Here is a 15,542-nt window from a genome sequence, read left to right on the forward strand (position 1 = left end):
GATTAGGTATAATCGATAAAAGCAAAAAAGGAATTGGGACCAATGAAACAGTATTTAGACCTGTGTAAACGCATTGTCGAAGAAGGCGAATGGGTTAATAATGCACGAACAAACAAAAAGTGCCTAACTGTCATTAATGCCGACTTAGTTTATGATGTTGGTAACAATCAATTCCCTTTGGTGACCACACGTAAAAGCTTCTGGAAGTCTGCCATAGCGGAGATCCTCGGTTATTTACGAGGCTACCAAAATGCGGCCGATTTTAGGGCATTAGGCACTAAAACATGGGACGCTAACGCCAATGAAAACCAAGCATGGCTAGATAACCCAAACCGTAAAGGGCCCGATGATATGGGACTGATATACGGAGCGTTAGGGCGTGCATTTCCAAAGCCTGATGGTGGTCATGTCGATTTACTGCAACAAATCGTCGATGATCTCAGTAACGGTATAGATAATCGTGGTGAAATTTTAACCTTCTTGCACCCTGGCGCATTTGACTTAGGCTGCTTACGACCATGTATGTACGAGCACCATTTTTCATTACTCGGTGATACTTTATACCTTAACAGCACACAACGCAGTTGTGATGTTCCACTAGGGTTAAACTTTAATATGGTACAAGTATATGTATTGCTTGCGTTAATGGCTCAGATTACTGGCCATAAACCGGGTAAGGCATACCATAAGATAGTCAATGCTCATATTTACGAAGATCAACTCGAACCAATGCGAGATGTTCAGCTCGCGCGTGAACCCTTTGCATCGCCTAAGTTAATCATCAATCCAAAGATTAAAACCCTAAAAGACATCGAAACCTGGGTAACCTTGGATGACTTTAGCGTTGAAGACTATCAACATCACGATGCGATTAAGTATCCTTTCGCTGTGTAATAGCTGTTAGGTTAACTAAAAACGCCTTTGTTCAACTACTTGAACAAAGGCGTTTTTGTAATCATTTAGAACAATTTAGAATTAACTTAATAGTAGTTTTAGCCCTACCACAACAAGCAAACAAGCAAATATTTTTTTCAATACTGGTGTCGGCCAAGAACTCGCCGCTTTTACGCCAATAGGCGCACACAACATGGAACTAATGATAATGCCGATTAATGCCGGCAAATAAATAAACCCAACCGAGCCCTCGGGTAAATTGGGTACATCGAAACCTGCGATAATATAACCAATGGTACCGGATACTGCGATAAGCATCCCGGTTGCCGACGAAAACCCAACAGCTTGACGCATTTGCAAACCGCAATAACTTAAAAATGGCACCAGCAGAACCCCGCCACCAATGCCCATTAAACCAGCAATTAACGCTATCGCTGTCGATATCACCAGTAACACGGCAAAATTTGGCATACTGCCACCCGTTTTGACTTTAAACGGAAATGCCATTTGTACAGCCATTAACACCACAAAAATAGCAAAAGCCTGTTGCAAATCATCTGATGCAATTTGCTCAGACACAAAAGCTGATGCTAACGACCCTATTACAATACCCGGAAATATAGGCTTAAATAGCTCCCAAGGTATATTTCCACGTTTGTGATGCGCGGTGGCTGATGACATAGACGTTAAAATAATCGATGCCAGTGATGTAGCGATAGCGACATGAGTAATTTGGGTTGAACTGATACCTACTGAAGGTAAAATATACAATAGCGCAGGGACGATAATTAACCCACCACCAATACCTAACAGCCCAGCCAAAAAACCCACGACAGAACCTAAAACAAGGCAAATTAAAAATACCTGCAGTAAACTATCCACGATGACATCCTTAAAATGACGCTTGATTATGTTACGAACCACTAGGAAAATCATTTAAGGTTTTCCGAAGCAGATTCAATCGTACTGCTAATCGATGTTGATTAAATCTAAAAGGTTATGTTTTCGCAAGAAACTGGCTAACAAACCGCGAACCTGGTTTCCATTTGACTGTTGTAAAATAGATTCTAATAACTCAGTGAGCTCTTGCTTTGATACACGCCTGAGTAAAAAACTGATTCTGGCTAAGCTGCCTTGGTTCATACTAAGTTTGTTATAGCCCATTGCGACTAAAAGCAGTGCACCATAAGGTTCACCCGCAAGTTCACCACAAACACTCACATCTAAATCATACAATTTACACTCATCGACAGCTCGTTTAAGTGCTCGAAGAATACCTGGATGATAACTGTCAAATAACGAACTCACACTCGGATTATTACGATCGACGGCCAGTAAATATTGCGTTAAATCGTTACTGCCCACCGACACAAAGTCGACCCGTTTTGCCACATCTTGCAATTGATACAACAATGCAGGAACTTCAAGCATAACGCCGACCTTCGGCCTCACTAAAATAGTCTTTAGTTCTTGGCTTAGTTCGGTAAACGCTTGCTCTAAATATTTTAATGTTTGATCTATCTCATCCAGATTACTCACCATTGGTAGTAATATTTGCAATTGATTGCCGTTTCCAGCAGCTTGCAGCATCGCGCGCAATTGCACTAAAAACAACTCAGGATGATCAAGCGATAAACGAATGCCACGCCAACCTAAAAACGGATTGTCTTCTTTAATTGGAAAATACGGTAACGGTTTGTCGCCGCCAACATCCAATGTACGCATGACAACAGGTCTATCACCAGCGGCACTCAATACCTGACGATATACATTGATTTGTTCACTCTCGCTCGGAAAGCGTTGATGGAGCATAAAGGGAATTTCAGTTCGATACAGCCCAATACCATCTGCGCATTCAGCAATTTCAGAAGCGATACCACTCAATAAACCTGCATTTAAATACAAATGGATCCGCTGACCATCAGTAGTCACTGATGGTAGGTTTAATTCGGCAGAAAATTGCTTTTGCTTTTCAACATCGGCATCAATCAGTAATTGGTACTCTTCAATCACTGCTGGCGATGGCGACACCAATAGCTGGCCACGATTCGCATTGAGGACTAATAGTTTTTGATCGATGTCGATTGATAACACATCATCAACGCCAACAATGGCAGGTACACCCAGGGCTCGCGCTAAAATAGCCGCATGAGCATTAACCCCACCACGCTCAGTGACAATACCAGCGAGCTTTTGCCGTGGAAACTCAGCCAATAAAGTGGCATCCACTTCTTTAGCGACTAAAATAACCGGTTTATCTGGCTCTAACTCTAACCGACCCGGTTCAATAAGCTGTCGAAGTAGTTTTTGCCCAAGCTCACGAATATCACTGGCGCGCTCTTTTAGATATGGATCTTCCATTTCTAAAAACTGTTTGATATAGCGCAATGACACTCGGCTTACCGCAGACTCAGCCTGCCAGCCTAAAGCGACTTCACGGGCATATTCACCACCAAGGCTAGAGTCGTCTAGCAATAATTGAAATGCGGTAAAGATAGAGGCCACATCAGCAGACTTTTCACGCTCAAAACGTTGCGATATAGACGACAACATGTCTTTACAACGCTGCATGGCCAATTTTAAGCGCTGAATTTCAACATCTATATCGAAGCAGCTGACCTCGGGTTGTTCCAGAGAAATAACACCGCCTAATACCAGGCCATGAGCAATCGCAATACCACTTGATGCATTAACACCACTGAAAACCACTTGCTGTTGCACATTAGTAACAGCCGCTTTGTGTTTCAAGCTGCGCACAACCACCGCCAACTGAGCGGCTAAGGTCATTAAAAATGCTTCTTCACTTTCACTGAACTGACGGGCTTCTGGCTGTTGCACCACAATAACGCCCACAACCTGTTTTTGAAAAATAATCGGCACAGCCAAAAATGCACGATATTCTTCTTCTTCAGCTTCGGGAAATAATTTAAAACGAGGATGAATACGGGCATCGGCAAGATTAACGGCTTCTTCACGCTCAGCAACTAAGCCTACTAAACCTTGCGATAATGGCATGCTCACTCGGCCAACGGCAGATTGCTGTAAACCTTCGGTAGCGGATAACACTAGATGTTGTTGTTCAAGGATATAAATAGAACAGCAATGGGTAGCCATCGCTAATCGAGTTTGTGACACTAATATATTTAATGCACTTTCAAGGCTGCTGGCTCTGGCAACAGCTTGAGTGATATCCCTGAGCATATTTAACACTGTTTCAATCCTCTTTGAAATCAGTTAACTCCGTTGTTTGCTTCGTTTTTTACTAAACTCGCGCGTTTGCAGCGCTAATGTCGTCGATGCGAACTCTTTCATTACCTTTCTATATACGTCGCGCTTAAAAGACACAACCTGACGAACAGGATACCAATAACTCACCCAACGCCAATCATCAAACTCAGGATGACCAGAAGAATTCAAGTTAATAGTATTATCGTGACCTTTCAATTGTAGTAAAAACCATTTCTGTTTTTGGCCAATGCAAACAGGTTTGCTTTCTTGGCGTACCAAACGCTTGGGTAACCGATAACGTAACCAAGATCGAGTGGATGTTAAAATTTGAACATGCTCAGGTCTGAGTCCCACTTCTTCGTAAAGTTCGCGATACATGGCTTCTTCTACTGATTCGCCATCATCTAACCCACCTTGTGGAAACTGCCATGAATGTTGACCAAAACGTCTGGCCCACATAACTTGTCCAAATTTATTACAGATAATGATGCCCACATTTGCGCGAAAGCCGTCGCTATCAATCACATGGACTCCAAAAATAACAAATTTTATATCGTCTGATTGTTTCACAAAGCATGCCTATCGGCAAACCTCTATTTACTGTGGATAATTGAATAACAATGTTAATAAATCAAAATTATCAACAATTAAACCAAGCTACCCTGTGGATTATCCACAAAATCTGTGGATATCTCTGTTCGAAACTTTGCTAAAGCTTGATAACAGGCTAAAATTTAGTTGCACCCTTTCTAAGGTAAACTGCTTTTTATTATAATATACTACAATATAATTAGTAACTTAAAAAAAATTGTAAATTAACATTATAGCAAATCGCCGCTATCGTACAAAAAACAAACAACACCAATTAAGATAGCCAATCACTCATTTAGCAACTTAAGTTATACACAAATAACAAGGCTTATTTTAAATTAAACCCGCTAAAAAGCTGTTTTATTGCGTTGACTTGGTGTTTTTAATCAGTTAAAGACAGGTTTTATTACACTTATCCATTAAATCTGTGGATAAGTATGTGTGAAATGTAGGGGAAAAACGAGTGTAACTCGGGACAAGTATAATATAAAAACAACCACAACCTAAAAAGAACTTTTAAAACAACCGATTACAAAGGAATTCAATCAAATAACTTTAACCAACTAAAACATGGTCGTTTTTCAACCACATCGCAAATAACTAACTAAACTTGTTCTCGACGAATATTACTTGATAGCATAGCCTGTTGATTTTGATCGTCTATTCATTCTTTTTTCCAGAGGAAAATACTCATCCATGGCTAAATCATCGCCATTAGATATAAGCGAATTAATGCAAAGAGCGAACAATATGGCTGGCATTCGTTTAGCTGATATTGCGGCCGATAATGACATCATTGTACCAGCCGATTTACGCCGAGATAAAGGTTGGGTAGGCCAACTGATTGAATCTGAATTAGGCGCGCTGGCAGGATCAAAGCCTGAACAAGACTTTTTACATTTAGGAGTTGAACTCAAAACGATCCCGATTGATCGCAAAGGCAAACCGCTTGAGACCACCTATGTCACCGTGGCACCGCTGACAAACATTCAGGGTATGACTTGGGAAAACAGTTTGGTTTATCATAAATTGCAGAGAGTGTTATGGGTTCCTATTGAAGGCGAACGTAGTATCCCAGTCGGTGATCGTCGTATAGGCACCCCCATATTGTGGCAACCGAATACGGCACAAGCCAGACAGTTGCAACAAGATTGGGAAGAGATAATGGAGTTAATTGCACTAGGTCAAGTTGATAAAATTACTGCTCGTCATGGTGAAGTACTGCAATTACGTCCAAAAGCAGCTAATAGCAAAATACTCACCGAAAGCATCGCCGAAGACGGCAGCATTCAGTTATCTAATCCCCGAGGCTTTTACCTTAAAATTGATTTTACTCAACAGATATTAACCAATGCCTTTTCATAATCTGCCATTGTTACATTGCTTGCTATCTAGGGTCTGTTGATCATTAACATCAATTTTTCAGTGGTACATGGCAATGTTTTACAAGGCAGAGCTAACGACATATCGTGATACAACATGAGTAAGCGATAACACACAGAAACAAACCAAAAATGCAGCTCAAACGAACCGGCTAAAAGGTATTTTTAATCTTTATCGAATAAATTGGTGACAAACCGTTAGCCTAATTGGAAGTTTCGTCTCTAATATTTATGCCGCCTTATTAAATAAATAACAAGCCGTTTATCTCGAACAAATTTCAGCCACTAAAGTTCAACAAGCCCTAGTAATGTTGAAAAAACTTTGCGTTAGTGCACATATTTCTTCACTTCTATTGATCTAAATCACAAATAAACTATCACATGTAAGCAAATTTTCTATAGACTACCCCTCTTATATACTAAGTCATTTGGGCAACCACATCCTCCGTGAAAGCACGCCGTCAAACTCAAAAATTATTGTTCGCTATTTTTGCCTGGTGTGTAGCAATGGCTTCTTTCGTTTTTTTTCGCTACTCACAATCATCGCAACTGCCTGAATGGGCTGTTGGCAATGCCGATCTCGCCACGCTTGCCATAATGATGGGTGTTGTATTTGGCGGCTTGCATTGGATGTCCAATCTCATTGCAGATTTTAGCGCCATCAGCCGTTTACCTTATTTATTTTCAGTGGTGTTTAAAGGATTGTTTTTGCTCCTTGGGGCAACAACCTTGGCGTATGTGACACAATTTTTAAACATGTGGGCCATAGAGAACCACATGGTGACATTACGACAAATGCTCACAGTGCAGATTATTTATAGCCCATCGTTTCAGGCATTAGTGGTTTATCTTGTTGTGGTAAGGGTCAGCTTAGCTTTTATCGAACAAATGTCGCTGTTGGTTGGCCCTAAAGTCTTGCTCAATATAGGCCTTGGCAAATACCACAAACCACGTTACGAGCAACAATTATTCTTATTTATCGATATGGTCTCATCAACAGCTCATGCAGAAACCTTAGGTGATTACCGCTTTAGCCGCCTAATTCAAGATAGCTTTAGCATGTTAGCGGACACAGTAACCGATAATGAAGCTGAAATTTATCGTTACATGGGTGATGCCGTACTTATCCACTGGCCATTAGAGCAAGGTATTAAACAAGACCGTTGTATGAATATCTATTTCGAATTTTGCCAGCAATTGCAGTGGCAAAGGCAATACTTTGAACAGCAATATGGTTTTGTGCCAAAATTCAAAGCTGCAGCGCATTGTGGCCAAGTTGTAGCTGCGGTAGTCGGCGTACATAAGCAAGAGATTAGTTTTTTCAGTGATGTATTAAATACCTTGGCACGGCTACAAGACCAATGTAATCCGCTCGGTCAACGAATGTTGCTGTCTGGAGATGTGGTACATCGACTTGAGCAACAAAATAGTCAATATGACCTGACTGATTTAGGCCCCATCATGCTTAAAGGTAAAAAACATCCGACTGAAGTGTATGGTGTTGCCCCAAGAAAATTGACCAACGCCTAAAACTGAGGTTAATTGAGTTTAGTTAAGCTCAATTTCAATCATAAACATGCCTGAAACGCACAGTGCTACGCGACAGATAACAAAAAGGCTATTGACGCTTCAATAGCCTTATTAACGACACTAATCGCACCTTTGATATTGCTAACCTGAAATAAACCATTTTATCGATTCATCCCATCTCTCATTTATCCCAAGTTGCGGTTAACCTGGTAACGATTGTGCTAGCAGCTTTTGTTGAATCGCTAAGCCTAAGGTTCTAAACGTTGAAATACGGCTGGTAGTTTGACGCCAAACTAAGCCAATATCACGATAAGGAGCTTCACCTGGCGGATCCATTGCAACAAGATCAGTATCAGTTAAAATACCGGTATCAATGGCCATTTGGGGTAAGAATGTGGTGCCTAATTTACTGTTTACCATCTGCACCAAGGTATGCAAACTGGTTGCAGCAAATGGATTGATTTTGGCACTATCACCCAATTGGCATGCTGTTATCGCGTGACCGGTAATGCAATGTTCAGCTTGGAGTAAAAAGATGCTTTCGTCTGGCATTTTTTGATAGTCAATAGGTTGCAAAAATTGTTGCGATACCTCTTTATGCATCACCATTTTAAACGGATCGATGCCGACTTTCATGCTATGAAAACCACTGGTGTCGACAGGTAACGCTAATATTAATAAATCCAACTCACCTTTTGCTAAGGCATCTAATAGACGCTCGGTCGTGTCTTCTTTTAATAACAAACTGAGTTTGGGGTAGTCTTGCTGGCATAACTTAACGACTCGGCTAAGTAAGAAAGGCGCGATAGTGGGAATACAGCCTAAACGAATTTCTCCGGTCATCGGTTCGCCTTGATTTTTCACTAATTCAACTAAGTCATCAACATTAGTTAAAATATTTCGAGCACGCTCAACCACTTCTTCACCGATAGCGGTAAACATAAATGATTTATGATCACGTTCAATCAACTGATAACCCAGTTGTTCTTCAAGGTTTTGGATACCACTAGATAAAGTCGATTGACTCACAAAGCACATCTTAGCAGCACGATTAAAATTTTGCTCTTGATGTAAATGAACCAAATAATAAAGGTTCTTGAGGCTAGGAAGATTTTTCATATAAACGATTACCCTTATCCATATTAATTCAAATAATGAATTAATTTAGCCAAAATAACAAGACACTGATGGTCAATATTGAACAAACGGCCATAAAAAATGCCTCTTCAAAAAAGAGGCATTTCAACAAACCGATTGTAGGCACTAATGTAGATGTTAATCTAAACTGATTATGCTGCCTACTCTACTCGTAATTACGCTTTCGCTTCTAAGTAAACTTTCAGTTGTTGTAAATCTTGTGCAGCATGCGCAACGATTTCAGCAAGCCATACTTTATGTTCTGTTTCCCATTTAGCTTCTTCACCGTGTTGTAGTAACTGTGAAAATTGCTGAATGCGTTTAAGGCCAACAGATCCTGCTGCACCTTTAAATTTATGAGCTTCTGCACATAACGTTTCTTTATCATTTGCATCGCCAGCTTTCACTAGGCTACTGACATACTCGGGCATTAACTGCTCGAATAACACTACGCTTTTCAATAACGTTCCAGCACCAATGGCACTGATATATTGCTCAAGCGTATTGAGATCCAATATTGAGTCTAACTGCGTTGTGGCCATAAAGGCACCTCTATCAAAATCTAACTCTATAAAATTACAAATATGATACCGAGTAAAATACCCTATGCAAGGCTTGCTAATATTTAGCCGCTATTTAATGGTAAAAAATCACATTTTTACAACATAACTACTCAACTGGTATTACCAATGTTTAAAAAACACTCACTTTGGTAATGTTTCGTCCAATTTATAACTAATAATAGCGATTAGTCTGATACATCTTCACAAAACCTAGCGCTATCTTTACTTTGTCCATATTCAACAGAGACATAATATATCTGCCTAAATACACCACACTAGGCCGTTTTACTTTGGCTAAACATTAATGCACTGCCTTGGCCACCGTATTCTTTAAGCTCATCCACAATGGCCACTAGTCCATCCCATCTAAATGCGCACCAATCAGGGGCGAGTAACATTGGTTTTTTGGCATAGGCGGTTACGCGGTGAAAGATAATCTCTTTTGGGGTGTGGCGGATAAGTTTTGCCGCCTCATAGGCATACTCTTCAAGACTTATTAGCGGCATAGGATGATAGCGCCATTGTTTCGCCATAATACTGCCTTCTACAATATGCAAAGGGTGCAGTTTTAGTCCGTCAACGCCAATTCCTAATACGGTTTGTAAACTATTAAAATAATCAGCAGATGTTTCACCCGGCAGCCCTAATATTAGATGGGTACACACCTTAATACCTTTAGCGCGAGCCTTTTTAACTGTCTGACGATACTCACACAATTGGTGACCACGATTAATCCGTTTTAACGTGTGATTATTGGCCGTTTGTAGGCCAAGTTCCAACCACACCTCAATACCTCTTTGTTGATACTCAACGAGTAAATCAAGTACTTCATCGGGTACACAGTCAGGACGAGTACCTATATGAAGCCCTACAATATCGGCATCTTCAAGTGCTTGATCATACTTTTGCTTTAGCACTTTATACTCGTCGTAAGTACTGGTATAAGCTTGAAAATAAGCGATATATTTAGCGGTAGGAATAGAATTAATATCCGCAGAGGTAGTACATTTTTTTGCAGATTGGGCGCGTACTTTACCTTCGGTTAACTGCATCGCAATCGGCTGTTCTCTACCTTGTTCGCCACTAAATGAAACAACATTACAAAAAGTACAACCGCCTACCCCTAACGTGCCATCTCGATTGGGACAGGTAAATTGGCCATCAATAGTTAATTTTTTTACTCTTTGGCCATATAAATGTTTGCAATGTGCCCCAAACGTATTAACGTAATCATCTAAACCCACAACTTACTCTCATCATCATTCCAAAGTTCGCCAGTGTAGTCAGACGATAAACATCTGTCTTGGTGCTAAATCAATAAATGCTCTATCAATTCAAGCGCTCGCTAAAGTTGTGCACAAACTCAAAAAACGTTTAAAACAATTTAAGTAATTTATACATCTCCTAAAATGAATATTTAGTCATTTAGAATAATTTTTTACCCAAAGACTGTATTTGAAATAAAATTCACTATTTTTATTTCAAAAATAATTCCCTGTTGTTGTTGCAAAAAGGTAAACAATTGTTTGAATATTTTCTAAAATACTTTTTATTCAGAACGTTATAGGTGATATATCACAGTTTACGTTAACGTAAGGTTGGTGGCTTATAACGTTTTTTTAGTAATAATATTTCAGTTTGTTGCATTTTTTTGGTTTGACCTTTATTCATTCTCAGTTTAATTTGAATGGTTCGGGTGCATATCTATGGATATTCTTCAAATTTACCCCGAGTCGTATCAAGTAGAGGTTTAGGGGGTTTTTTGTATGAGCTTGTATCATCCCAGTTTTGAGCGTGACAATTGCGGATTTGGTTTGATTGCACAAATGGACGGCGACGCGAGTCACCGCATTGTGCGTACCGCGATTCATGGTCTCGATCGAATGAAGCATCGTGGTGGTATTGCAGCTGACGGACGCACAGGTGATGGCTGTGGTTTATTAATGCAAATGCCTACAGATTTTTTTGAAGCTATTGCGGCAGAAAACGATTGGCATTTAAGCCGAAAGTTTGCCGTAGGTATGCTATTTCTCAGCCAAGATGAGCAACGCGCTGATGAAGCGAAGTTTATCTTAGAAAAAGAACTACAACGAGAAACACTCAGTGTCGCTGGCTGGCGTAAAGTACCGATTAATCCGGATGTCTTGGGGGAGATTGGCCGGGAAAGCTTGCCACAAATTTATCAAGTATTGATCAACGCGCCGGTAGGCTGGCGGGAAAAAGATCTTGAGCGTCGCCTATATATGGCTCGTCGCCGTCTTGAACAACAGATCACCGATGACAAAGACTTTTATGTCGCCAGCCTTTCTGGACAAGTCATTGTCTATAAAGGCTTAATGATGCCAGCAGATCTGCCATCATTTTATACCGACCTAGCAGATATTCGTTTGAAAAGTGCGATTTGCTTATTCCACCAGCGCTTTTCAACTAACACATCGCCAAAGTGGCCATTAGCTCAACCGTTTCGATACCTCGCTCATAACGGCGAAATCAATACCATTACCGGTAACCGCCAATGGGCAAGAGCGCGCGCCTATAAGTTTAATTCGCCTTTACTACCAGATTTACAACAAGCCGCCCCTTTTGTTAACGAAACAGGTTCAGACTCGTCTTCTTTAGACAATATGCTTGAAATGTTGTTATCTGGAGGGATGGATTTATATCGAGCCATGCGCTTGCTTATTCCACCTGCATGGCAATCAAATCCTGAAATGGATGACGAGTTAAAAGCCTTTTATGATTTTAACTCAATGCACATGGAGCCGTGGGACGGCCCTGCAGGCATTGTAATGACCAATGGTCGCCATGCTGCCTGTGCGGTAGATCGTAACGGTCTACGCCCTTCTCGTTACGTTATAACCAAGGATCGTATCCTCACCTTAGCGTCTGAAGTCGGTATTTGGGATTATTCCGCCGATGAAGTGATTGAAAAAGGCCGCGTTGGGCCCGGTGAGTTACTAGTACTCGATACCTTGAATGGTCGTTTGTATCATTCATTTGAAATTGATAATGACTTAAAGCGTCGTCATCCTTACAAAGAGTGGATGGCTAAAAACAGTCAGACATTGATCCCTGCTGAGGATATGGCTCCAACCAAACAAGGTTCAAGTGGTTTTGATAGTAAAACATTACTGCAATATCAAAAACAGTTTGGTTTTACCCGTGAAGAATTAGAACAAGTTATTTGGGTACTTGCGAGCAAAGGTGAAGAAGCCATTGGCTCAATGGGTGATGATACGCCTATGGCAGTATTGTCGAAAAAGTCGCGTTCACTATACGACTATTTCCGTCAAAAATTTGCTCAGGTAACCAACCCGCCTATTGATCCATTACGTGAAAAACACGTGATGTCGTTAGCCACTTGCGTCGGTCGCGAGCAAAATCTATTTAGCGAAACCACCGGTAATGCTTACCGAGTGATGTTCAATTCACCGATTTTGTTATTCAGTGATTTTAATCAGTTACTGGGATTAGACAGTACTAACTATCGCGCCAACACAGTTGATTTAAACTATGATGCCAATGAAACACTAGAGCAGGCTATTCGCCGTATTACCGACGAAGCTGAACGCTTAGCTCGCAGCGGCACAACATTGTTAGTATTGTCTGACCGTGCAGTAGCGAAAAGTGCTCAAGTTATCCCTGCCGCTATGGCTGTGGGTTCTGTGCAAACTCGATTAGTCGATAAAAGCCTACGTTGCGACACTAACATTATTGTTGAAACCGCTTCAGCACGCGATCCGCATCATTTTGCGGTATTAATTGGTTTTGGTGCCACGGCTATCTACCCTTACCTCGCCTATGAATCTATTTCAGCGATGGCAAAACTGCATCAAGTCGATGATGTAACCCATTTAATGCTTAACTTCCGTTACGGCATTGAAAAAGGCTTACGTAAAATCATGTCTAAAATGGGCATTAGTACCGTAGGTTCATATCGTTGTAGCCAACAATTTGAAGCTGTGGGTTTAGCCAGTGATGTGATTGAGTTATGTTTTAAAGGCGTCATCAGCCGTATTGAAGGTGTCAGTTTTAACCATATTGCCGATGACCAGAAAATACTCCATACCGCCGCCTATCGAGCCCATGTACCGTTACCACAAGGTGGTTTATTAAAGTACGTTGAAGGTGGTGAATATCACTGCTTTAATCCAGACGTGGTGAATACCTTACAAGCATCATTAAAAGACAAAAACTACGCTGAGTACAAAAAGTTTACTCACTTAGTTGATGATCGCCCAGTGGCCACTTTACGTGATTTAATTGGTATTAAAGGTCAACTTAACGCCATTGAAATAGACACGGTAGAAGGCGCTGAAAAGCTTTACTCTCGCTTTGATAGCGCAGCCATGAGTATCGGTGCATTAAGCCCTGAAGCTCATGAAGCGTTAGCGGTTGCGATGAACCGTCTTGGTGGACGCTCAAACTCAGGTGAAGGTGGCGAAGATGCACGTCGTTTCAATAGCGAACGTAACTCGGCCATCAAACAAATTGCATCGGGTCGCTTTGGCGTTACTGCACATTACTTAGTTAACGCTGATGTACTGCAAATTAAAGTAGCTCAAGGTGCAAAACCGGGTGAAGGTGGGCAATTACCTGGCCATAAAGTTAGCGTTGAAATCGCAGGACTTCGTCATGCTCGTCCTGGTGTGACCTTGATTTCACCGCCGCCGCACCACGATATTTATTCAATTGAAGATTTAGCTCAGCTGATTTTCGATTTAAAACAAATCAATCCAAAAGCCTTAGTGTCGGTCAAGCTAGTATCAGAACCCGGTGTTGGCACCATTGCAACAGGTGTTGCAAAAGCCTATGCCGATATGATCACCATATCAGGTTACGACGGTGGCACTGGCGCAAGCCCTATCACCTCGGTGAAATACGCCGGTTCTCCTTGGGAGCTTGGTTTAGCGGAAGTGCATCAGTCGCTAGTAGAAAATGGTTTACGTCATAAAATCCGCCTGCAAGTGGATGGCGGCTTAAAAACCGGTACCGATGTTATTAAAGCAGCCTTATTGGGTGCCGAAAGCTTTGGCTTTGGTACAGTGCCGATGATTGCGCTTGGGTGTAAATACTTACGTATTTGTCATCTTAATAACTGTGCAACAGGTGTCGCAACCCAAGATAAAAACTTACGCGAAAACCATTATCACGGCTTACCAGAACGTGTCATGACCTACTTTGAATTTGTGGCTCAAGAAGTGCGTGAATGGATGGCTGCATTAGGGGTAACTCAGTTCGAAGATTTAGTCGGACGAAGCGACTGGTTATATACACTTGAAGGTCAAACAGACAAGCAACGTGGTCTTGACCTTGCGCCAATTTTATATAAACCCAAAGTGCAGGCAAACTCGTCACTCACATGGAAAGAAATTAACCCTCCATCTGATATTGGCAAGTTAAACCAAACATTGGTTGCAGATTGCAGTGCTGCAGTTGATGCGGGTGAACCGTATTCAGGTCAATATGCAATCAACAATACCGACCGTTCAGTTGGCGCGGCATTATCTGGTTATATTGCAACTAAAATTGGTGTCGCAGGCGCAAAACAACCAATCAAACTTGGCTTTAGCGGTAGTGCAGGCCAAAGCTTTGGCGTATGGAATAGCCCTGGCCTTGAACTTAAGCTGTGCGGCGATGCTAATGATTATGTCGGCAAAGGTATGTCTGGCGGTAAGATCGTTATTCACCCACCTATTGGTAGCCCGTTCCAAAGTGAACGCAGTGCCATTATGGGGAACACCTGTTTGTATGGTGCTACTGGCGGCAAACTGTTTGCCGCGGGTCAAGCGGGTGAGCGTTTTGCTGTGCGTAACTCAGGGGCCATCGCGGTCGTTGAAGGAACGGGTGACAATGGTTGCGAATACATGACCAGTGGTATCGTGGTTATCCTAGGCAAAACGGGGGTCAACTTTGGTGCGGGGATGACTGGCGGATTTGCCTATGTATTTGATCAGTTTGGTCGCTTTAATCGCCGAGTAAACACCGAAATGGTCGATACTCAAAAATTAGAATCGACCATCCACCAGCAACACTTAAAAGGCCTGATTGAAACTCACTATGCTGAAACCGGCAGTGAACATGCTCATATGATTTTAAGTGATTTTGAAAACTGGTTGGATTGTTTCGTATTAGTTAAACCAAAGAATATTGCCGTTGCTGACCTGCTAAAAATTGAGCAGAAGAGTCCGGAATTAGTAGTAAAGGCAGGGTAATT

General features: G+C 41.5%; 10 protein-coding genes. 4 read left to right on the plus strand and 6 right to left on the minus strand.

The features are described 5' to 3' along the window. Positions 1-42 precede the first annotated feature (42 nt). Positions 43-894: a thymidylate synthase gene (locus AAEY97_RS11545; RefSeq protein ID WP_101086340.1), complete on the plus strand. Its 852-nt coding sequence runs from the start codon at positions 43-45 to the stop codon at positions 892-894. Positions 895-975: 81 nt separating this feature from the next. Here AAEY97_RS11545 and AAEY97_RS11550 read toward each other — a convergent pair whose 3' ends face one another. From AAEY97_RS11550 to rppH, 3 genes are all read right to left on the minus strand, one after another. Then, on the minus strand, positions 976-1,776 hold the full coding sequence (locus AAEY97_RS11550; RefSeq protein WP_101086339.1) for a sulfite exporter TauE/SafE family protein: 801 nt from the start codon (positions 1,774-1,776) through the stop codon (positions 976-978). 87 nt (positions 1,777-1,863) lie between these two features. Next, positions 1,864-4,104, minus strand: a complete 2,241-nt coding sequence (gene ptsP / locus AAEY97_RS11555) for a phosphoenolpyruvate--protein phosphotransferase (RefSeq protein ID WP_350998933.1) — start codon at positions 4,102-4,104, stop codon at positions 1,864-1,866. A 24-nt stretch (positions 4,105-4,128) separates the two neighbouring features. Continuing rightward, positions 4,129-4,647: an RNA pyrophosphohydrolase gene (rppH, locus tag AAEY97_RS11560; protein WP_011638393.1), complete on the minus strand. Its 519-nt coding sequence runs from the start codon at positions 4,645-4,647 to the stop codon at positions 4,129-4,131. 762 nt (positions 4,648-5,409) lie between these two features. Between rppH and mutH the strand changes: the two genes are divergently transcribed. Next, positions 5,410-6,078 (plus strand): DNA mismatch repair endonuclease MutH, encoded by a 669-nt coding sequence (gene mutH, locus AAEY97_RS11565; protein ID WP_350998936.1) that lies wholly within the window; start codon positions 5,410-5,412, stop codon positions 6,076-6,078. A 524-nt stretch (positions 6,079-6,602) separates the two neighbouring features. After that, positions 6,603-7,625 carry an adenylate/guanylate cyclase domain-containing protein gene (locus AAEY97_RS11570; protein WP_174839649.1) on the plus strand — a complete coding sequence of 341 codons (1,023 nt, stop codon included), beginning with the start codon at positions 6,603-6,605 and terminating at the stop codon, positions 7,623-7,625. 201 nt (positions 7,626-7,826) lie between these two features. Here the strand turns inward: AAEY97_RS11570 and oxyR are convergent, their stop codons facing one another. From oxyR to mnmL, 3 genes are all read right to left on the minus strand, one after another. Continuing rightward, positions 7,827-8,744 (minus strand): hydrogen peroxide-inducible genes transcriptional activator OxyR, encoded by a 918-nt coding sequence (gene oxyR, locus AAEY97_RS11575; protein WP_101086335.1) that lies wholly within the window; start codon positions 8,742-8,744, stop codon positions 7,827-7,829. Between the two features lie 194 nt (positions 8,745-8,938). Beyond that, positions 8,939-9,304, minus strand: coding sequence for an Hpt domain-containing protein (locus AAEY97_RS11580; protein WP_101088857.1), 366 nt, complete (start codon positions 9,302-9,304; stop codon positions 8,939-8,941). A gap of 296 nt (positions 9,305-9,600) precedes the next feature. After that, complete coding sequence (gene mnmL / locus AAEY97_RS11585; RefSeq protein ID WP_101088856.1) at positions 9,601-10,569, minus strand: tRNA modification radical SAM protein MnmL/YtqA; 969 nt, start codon at positions 10,567-10,569, stop codon at positions 9,601-9,603. 522 nt (positions 10,570-11,091) lie between these two features. Between mnmL and gltB the strand changes: the two genes are divergently transcribed. After that, positions 11,092-15,540, plus strand: a complete 4,449-nt coding sequence (gltB, locus tag AAEY97_RS11590; protein ID WP_101088855.1) for a glutamate synthase large subunit — start codon at positions 11,092-11,094, stop codon at positions 15,538-15,540. Positions 15,541-15,542: the final 2 nt, after the last annotated feature.

It is taken from the genome of Shewanella sp. TB7-MNA-CIBAN-0143 (assembly GCF_040310065.1).
GTDB lineage: Bacteria > Pseudomonadota > Gammaproteobacteria > Enterobacterales > Shewanellaceae > Shewanella.